The sequence below is a fragment of the Goodfellowiella coeruleoviolacea genome (assembly GCF_024171785.1).
GTDB classification, from domain to species: domain Bacteria; phylum Actinomycetota; class Actinomycetes; order Mycobacteriales; family Pseudonocardiaceae; genus Goodfellowiella; species Goodfellowiella coeruleoviolacea.
On the sequence record NZ_JAMTCK010000042.1, the window covers coordinates 1 to 7,040 of the forward strand.

Below are 7,040 nucleotides of genomic sequence, written 5' to 3' on the forward strand. Positions count from 1 at the left end.
GTGGACGAGCCGTCCCCGCACGTGGACTGGTCGCGGGGGGTGCGGCTGCTGCGCGAGCAACAGCCCTGGCCCGCCGGAGCCAGCCCCCGCCGCGCCGGCGTCTCCTCGTTCGGTGTCAGCGGCACCAACGCCCACGTGGTGTTGGAGGAAGCGCCCCCGCGCACCGCCACCCCCGAACCCGAACCCGCACCCGCCAGCGGTGTCACCGCCTGGGTGCTCTCCGCCCGCTCGGAGCCGGCGCTGCGCGCGCACGCGGCCCGCGTCCAGGACTTCGCGCGCGCCAACTCGCTGCCCGCGGCCCAGATCGCCGGTGCGCTGGCCGCCCGGTCGGCGCTGGAACACCGCGCCGTCGTGGTGGGCGCTGACTCGACCGAACTCCAGGCGGCGCTGTCCACCCTGCCCCACCACCGGGGCCGGGCGTCGGCGCGCGCCAAGGTGGTGTTCGTGTTCGCTGGTCAGGGTGGGCAGTGGGTGGGGATGGGGCGGGAGTTGTTGGGGCGGTCGCGGGTGTTCGGTGCGGTGGTGGGGGAGTGTGATGCGGCGTTGTCGTCGTTTGTGGATTTCTCGGTGGTGGAGGTGTTGCGGGGGGATGGGGTGTTGTTGGAGCGGACTGAGGTGGTGCAGCCGGTGTTGTGGGCGGTGGCGGTGGGGTTGGCGGCGGTGTGGCGGGAGTGTGGGGTGGAGCCGGTGGCGGTGGTGGGGCATTCGCAGGGGGAGATCGCGGCGGCGTGTGTGGCGGGTGGGTTGTCGTTGGGTGATGGGGCGCGGGTGGTGGCGTTGCGGAGTCGGTTGTTGGGGGTGTTGTCGGGTCGGGGGTTGATGGCGTCGGTGGCGTTGCCGGTGGAGCGGGTGCGTGCTCGTGGGGTGTCGGGGTGGGAGGTGGCGGCGGTGAATGGTCCGAATGCGACGGTGGTGTCGGGTGAGGTGGGGGCGGTGCGGGAGTTCGTGGCGGGGTGTGTGGCGGAGGGTGTTGAGGCGCGGGTGTTGCCGGTGGATTACGCGTCGCATTCGGTTCAGGTGGAGGGGGTGCGGGCGGAGTTGGTGGGGGTGTTGTCGGGGTTGCGGCCGGTGTCGGGTCGGGTGCGGTTCTATTCGACGGTGACCGGTGGTCTGCTGGACACGGCTGGGTTGGACGCGGAGTACTGGTACCGCAATCTCCGCCAGACCGTCCGCTTCGACGAGGCACTCGCCGCCCTGCCCGCCGATCACCGCGTGTTCGTCGAAGTGGGCGCGCATCCCGTTCTGGCGTCGGGCATCGAAGCCGTTGCCGACCAGCGGCAGCCCGACAGCGACGCCGTTGTCGTCGGCTCGCTGCGGCGCGACCGCGACGACACGCGGGAACTGCTGAACTCGGCCGCACGACTGTGGACCGCGGGCGTGCCGGTGTGCTGGCCGCGAGCACTGGCGGCGCTCGGCGCTGCCAGGGAACCCGCCCGCCGGATCGGCCTGCCCACCTATCCGTTCCAGCGAACGCGCTACTGGATGAACTCCTCCGCCCCGACCTCCGGGCCGGGCTGGGGTGAGTCGGCGGGGTTGGCGTTGGGGCGGGTGGCGCATCCGGTGGTGGGTGCGGTGGTGCCGGTGGCGGGGACCGGTGAGGTGGTGTTGTCGGGTCGGGTGTCGTTGGCGGAGCAGCCGTGGTTGGCCGATCACGCGGTGCACGGGACGGTGTTGGTTCCGGGTGCGGCGTTCGTGGAGTTGGCGTTGCACGCCGCGGAGCGGGCCGGTGGGGTGGGGGTCGATGATCTCGTGGTGCACACCCCGCTGTGCCTGACCGACGACGAACCCGTCCAGCTCCAGGTCGTCGTGTCCCCGCCCGGCGAGGACGGCCGCACCGTGGCGATCTACTCGCTCGACGGCACCGAGTGGGTGCGCCACGCGTCCGCCCTGGTGTCCACACAGGACGATGCGCAGCCGGTGCCCGAGACCGCGTGGCCGCCCAGTGGCGCGCGGCAGATCCCGGTGGACGGACTCTACGAGAGCCTCGCCGAGCGCGGCTACCACTACGGACCCCTGTTCCGGGGCCTGCGCTCGGTGTGGCAACGCGACGACGAGGTGTTCGCGGAAGTGGCGCTGGCCGACCCGCTGCACGCCGACGCCGAGGGCTTTGCCGTGCACCCCGCGTTGCTCGACGCGGCACTGCACGCGATGCTCGTCAGCGACACCGGCCAGGGCGCGGGCACGACGCTGCTCCCGTTCGCCTTCACCGGGGTGACCCGCCGCTCCGCCGGCGCCACCGCCGTGCGGGTGCGCATCAGCCCGGTCCGCGGCGACGGCGCCGACACCGCCGTCCAGGTGCTGGCCTGGGACGCCGTCGGGCTGCCCGTCATCGAGATCGCCTCGGTGTCGGTGCGCCCCGCACCCGCGGAACTGTCCCGGCCCACCAGCACCAACACCGCGCGTGACCTCTACACCGTGGTCTGGAAGGAGGCCGAGCCCGCCGTCACCGCCCAGGGGGAGACCACCTGGGCGCTGCTCGGGACGGCACCGGACGGACTGGCCGCGCCGTCGGCGGCGGCAGCGCCCGACCTGCTCCTGCTGCCGGTCGGCGGTGCCGACGGGGTCGTGTCCGGAGCCCACCAGGCCGTGTCCGACGTGGCCGCGGTGCTGCGTGACCGGATCAACGACGAGCGGACCGCGCCGGTGCTGGTCATCGTCACCAGCCGGGCGGTCGAGACCGGCGACGGCGATGCCGTGCGCGATCCGATCGGGGCCGCCGTGTGGGGGTTCGTGCGCACCGCCATCTCCGAGCACCCCGGCCTGGCGGCGCTGCTCGACGTCGACGACTGGGCACACGTCGACGCGGCGGTGCCGCAGGTGGCCGCCAGGCTGGCCACCGGAGCGCAGTTCGCGTGGCGCGAGGGAACGCTGCGGGTTCCCCGGCTCGACCGCGCCGACGCCGCCGACGTGCTCGCCCTGCCCGACGCGCCGGGGTGGCGGCTGCAGACCGACGGCCAGAACACGCTCGACAGCCTGGTGCTCGCCGAGACCACCGACGGACAGCGCGCGCTGGCACCGGGCGAGGTCCGGATCGAGGTCAGGACGGCCGGGCTGAACTTCAGGGACGTGGTCGTCGGTTTCGGCATGGTGGCCGACGCCCGACCGCTGGGCGGCGAGGGTGCCGGCGTCGTGGTCGAGGTCGGTTCGGCCGTCCAGAACGTGGCCGTGGGCGACCGGGTGATGGGGGTCCTCGGCCACGGCTGCGGACCCGTCGCCGTCACCGACGCCTACCTCGTCACCCGCATCCCCGACGGGATGTCGTTCGCCGAGGCGGCCGGGATGACCGTCGCGTTCCTCAGCGCCTGGTACGGACTTGTCGACCTGGCGCGCGTGCGGCGCGGGGAGCGGGTGCTGATCCACGCCGCCGCGGGTGGCGTGGGCATGGCCGCCGTGCAGTTCGCCCAACACCTCGGGCTGGAGGTGTTCGCCACGGCCAGCCCGGCCAAGTGGCCGGTGTTGCGCGCGATGGGAATCGACGACAGCCACCTCGCCTCCTCCCGCGACCTGTCCTTCGAGGACCGCTTCCGCGCCGAGGCGGGCACCGTGGACGTGGTGCTGAACTCGCTGGCCGGGGAATTCGCCGACGCCTCCCTGCGCCTGCTCGGCAGCGGGGGCCGGTTCGTCGACCTGGGCAAGACCGACATCCGGGACCCCGAACGCATCGCCGCCGAGTACCCCGGCGTGACCTACCGGGCCTTCGACCTGCTGGACGCCGGCCCCGAACGCCTCCCGGAGATGTTCGCCGAACTGGTCGACCTCCTCGCGCGGCAGGCGATCCGCCCGCTGCCACTGACCGCCTGGGACGTGCGCCAGGCCAGGGACGCGTTGCGGTACGTCAGCCGGGCCCGGCACGTCGGCAAGGTGGTGCTGACCATGCCGCCGGCTCCGCTGGCCGGTGGCACGGTGCTGATCACCGGCGGGCTCGGCACCCTGGGCGCGCTGATCGCGCGTCGCCTGGTCCAGGAGCACGGGGTGACCAGCCTCGTCCTCGTCGGCCGCCGCGGCGCGGACTCGCCGGGCGCGCGGCAGCTGTGCCGGGACCTGGCCGACGCCGGGGCGCGGGTGCGCGTGGCAGCGTGCGACGTGGGTGACCGCGCCGCCCTCGCCGAGGTCGTCAGCCGGGCCGGTGAGCACGCGCCACTGGTCGGCGTGGTGCACGCGGCCGGGGTGCTCGACGACGGGGTCGTCGAGTCGCTGACCCGCGAGCGGATCGACCGGGTGCTGCGGCCCAAGGTGGACGCGGCGTGGTGGCTGCACGAGTTGACCGCGCACCTCGACCTCCGGGTGTTCGTGCTCTTCTCCTCGGTGGCCGGTGTGGTCGGCTCCGCCGGGCAGGCGAACTACGCGGCGGGCAACGCCTTCCTCGACGGGCTCGCCTCCTACCGGCGCGGCCGCGGCCTGCCGGCCGTGTCGCTGGCCTGGGGGTTCTGGGCGGACGCCAGCGGGATGACCGAACACCTGGCCGGCACCGACCTGGCCCGGATGCGCAGAGGCGGCATCGCCGCGCTGTCCTCGGAACGGGCGCTGGCGCTGTTCGACGCCGCGCTGCGCGCGCACCAGCCGCTGCTGCTGCCCGCCGTTCTCGACGTCACCGAACTGGCGGGCGCCTCGGCTGAGCGGCTCCCCGAGGTGCTGCGCTCCCTGGTCCGGTCCGGGCCACGGCGGGCCGCGTCCGTCGTGCCCACGACGGTGGACGGCCGGGACGCGCTGCTGGCTCGGCTCACCGGCGTCTCCGTGGCCGAACAACGGCGGCTGCTCGCCGAGCTGGTCCGCAAGGAAGCGGCGGCCGTGCTCGGCCACCCCTCGCCCGAGGCGGTCGACCTCGCCGGCGCGTTCCGCGAACAGGGCGTTGACTCGCTGGGCGGCGTCGAACTGCGCAACCGGATCACCGCGGCCACCGGTGTGCGGCTGCAACCCACCGCGGTCTTCGACCACCCGACGCCCTACGACCTCGCCGACCACCTGCGCGCCCAACTCGTTCCGGCCGCGTCGCCGACCGCGGTGCTCGACGAACTGGAACGACTGGAGCCCCTGCTGCTCGACCTCGCCGCGGACTCCGAGGAATCCCGCATCGCCGTGGCCCGCCTGCAGACCCTGGTCGCCAAGCTGGACCCGCGCGGTGGCCTCGCCGAGGACCTGGCCGAGGCCACCGCGGACACCATCTACGACCTCATCGACCGCGACCTCGGCGACGCCTAGACCGCGGCCGGCCGCTCCCCCCGAGCGTCCACACAGGACATTCTGCCCAGCAACGCACGACGCACCGCTCGCACCACCGGAGGAACCGTTGTCGGTGTCCAGTGAGGACAAGTCCGTCCAGTACCTCAAGCGCCTCACGGCCGAACTGCGCAGCACGCGCAGGCGCCTCGACGAGCTGACCGCGGCCCGCTCCGAGCCGATCGCGGTGCTCGGGGTGGGCTGTCGGTTTCCCGGTGGGGTGGGGAGTGCGGCGGAGCTGTGGGGGTTGGTGCTGGGTGGTGGTGATGCCGTGGGTGAGTTGCCGGTGGATCGTGGTTGGGATGTGGCGGGGTTGTTCGATCCGGATCCGGATCGGGCTGGGCGGTTCTACACGCGGGGTGGTGGGTTTCTGACCGGTGCGGATCGGTTTGACGCTGGATTCTTCGGGATTTCGCCTCGGGAGGCGGAGGCGATGGATCCGCAGCAGCGGTTGTTGTTGGAGACGTCGTGGGAGGCGTTGGAGGACGCGGGGATCGACGCGTTGTCGTTGCGGGGCAGCGCGACCGGCGTGTTCGTCGGCGTCATGGACCAGGACTACGGGCGCGGCGCGGTCCTGCCCGAGGGCGTGGAGGGCTACCAGTTCACCGGTGGTGCCACGAGCGTCGCCTCCGGTCGCGTCGCCTACGCGCTGGGGCTGGAGGGTCCGGCGGTGACGATCGACACGGCGTGTTCGTCGTCGTTGGTGGCGCTGCACCTGGCGGTGCAGTCGCTGCGGCGCGGCGAGTGCGACCTCGCGCTGGCCGGCGGCGCAACGGTCGTCTCCGCACTCGACCAGATCGTCGGGTTCAGCCGGCAACGTGCCCTGTCGCCGGATGGTCGGTGTCGGTCGTTCGGTGCGGGTGCGGACGGGTTTGGTCCGGCGGAGGGGGTGGGTGTGGTGGTGTTGCGGCGGTTGTCGGACGCGGTGCGTGCGGGTGATGAGGTGTTGGGGGTGGTGCGGGGTTCGGCGGTGAACCAGGACGGTGCGTCGAACGGGTTGACCGCGCCGAGTGGTCGGGCGCAGGAGCGGGTGATCGCGGCGGCGTTGGCGGATGCGGGGTTGGCGCCGTCGGATGTGGACGTGGTGGAGGCGCACGGCACGGGCACACCACTGGGCGACCCCATCGAGGCGAACGCCCTCGCCGCGGTGTACGGGCGCGACCGGCCACGCGATCGACCACTGCGACTCGGGTCGTTGAAGTCCAACATCGGGCACGCCCAGGCGGCGGCCGGGGTGGCGGGTGTGATCAAGATGCTGATGGCCATGCGGCACGAGGTGCTGCCGCCCACGCTGCACGCCGACACCCCCACCCCACACGTGGACTGGGACAACGAGCCACTGGCGCTGCTGACCGAACCGGTTCCGTGGCCGCGCGGCGAGCGGCCCCGCCGTGCCGGTGTCTCCTCGTTCGGCATCAGCGGAACGAACGCGCACATCGTGCTGGAAGAGCCGGCACCGAGCACGGCCGCCCCCGATGTCCACAGTGGAACGACGGCCTGGCCGGTGTCGGCCCGGTCGCCCGAGGCGTTGCGCGAGCACGCGCGGCGGGTCGGCGCGTTCGCCCAGGACGCACCGGAAGCGCTGGTCGCCGGAGCGCTGGCGTCCCGCGCCGCACTGGAGTTCCGCGCGGTGGCCGTGGGCGACGACCGCGCCGAACTGCTCAGCGGGCTGGCGGCCGCCGCCGGGCGGGAACTGCCGGCGGCCCCGGTGGCGCACCGCTCCGGTCCGGTGTTCGTGTTCGCTGGTCAGGGTGGGCAGTGGGTGGGGATGGGGCGGGAGTTGTTGGGGCGGTCGCGGGTGTTCGGTGCGGTGGTGGGGGAGT

Annotated in this window: 2 protein-coding genes; both read left to right on the forward strand. The window is 73.5% G+C overall.

Annotated elements, in window-relative coordinates:
• Window positions 1-21: 21 nt before the first annotated feature.
• Window positions 22-5,199, forward strand: coding sequence for an SDR family NAD(P)-dependent oxidoreductase (locus tag LX83_RS37430; RefSeq protein WP_253780929.1), 5,178 nt, complete (start codon window positions 22-24; stop codon window positions 5,197-5,199).
• Window positions 5,120-7,040 (forward strand): type I polyketide synthase (locus LX83_RS37435; protein ID WP_407649780.1); only part of this gene is annotated, 1,921 nt, incomplete at its 3' end. The genes LX83_RS37430 and LX83_RS37435, both read left to right, overlap by 80 nt.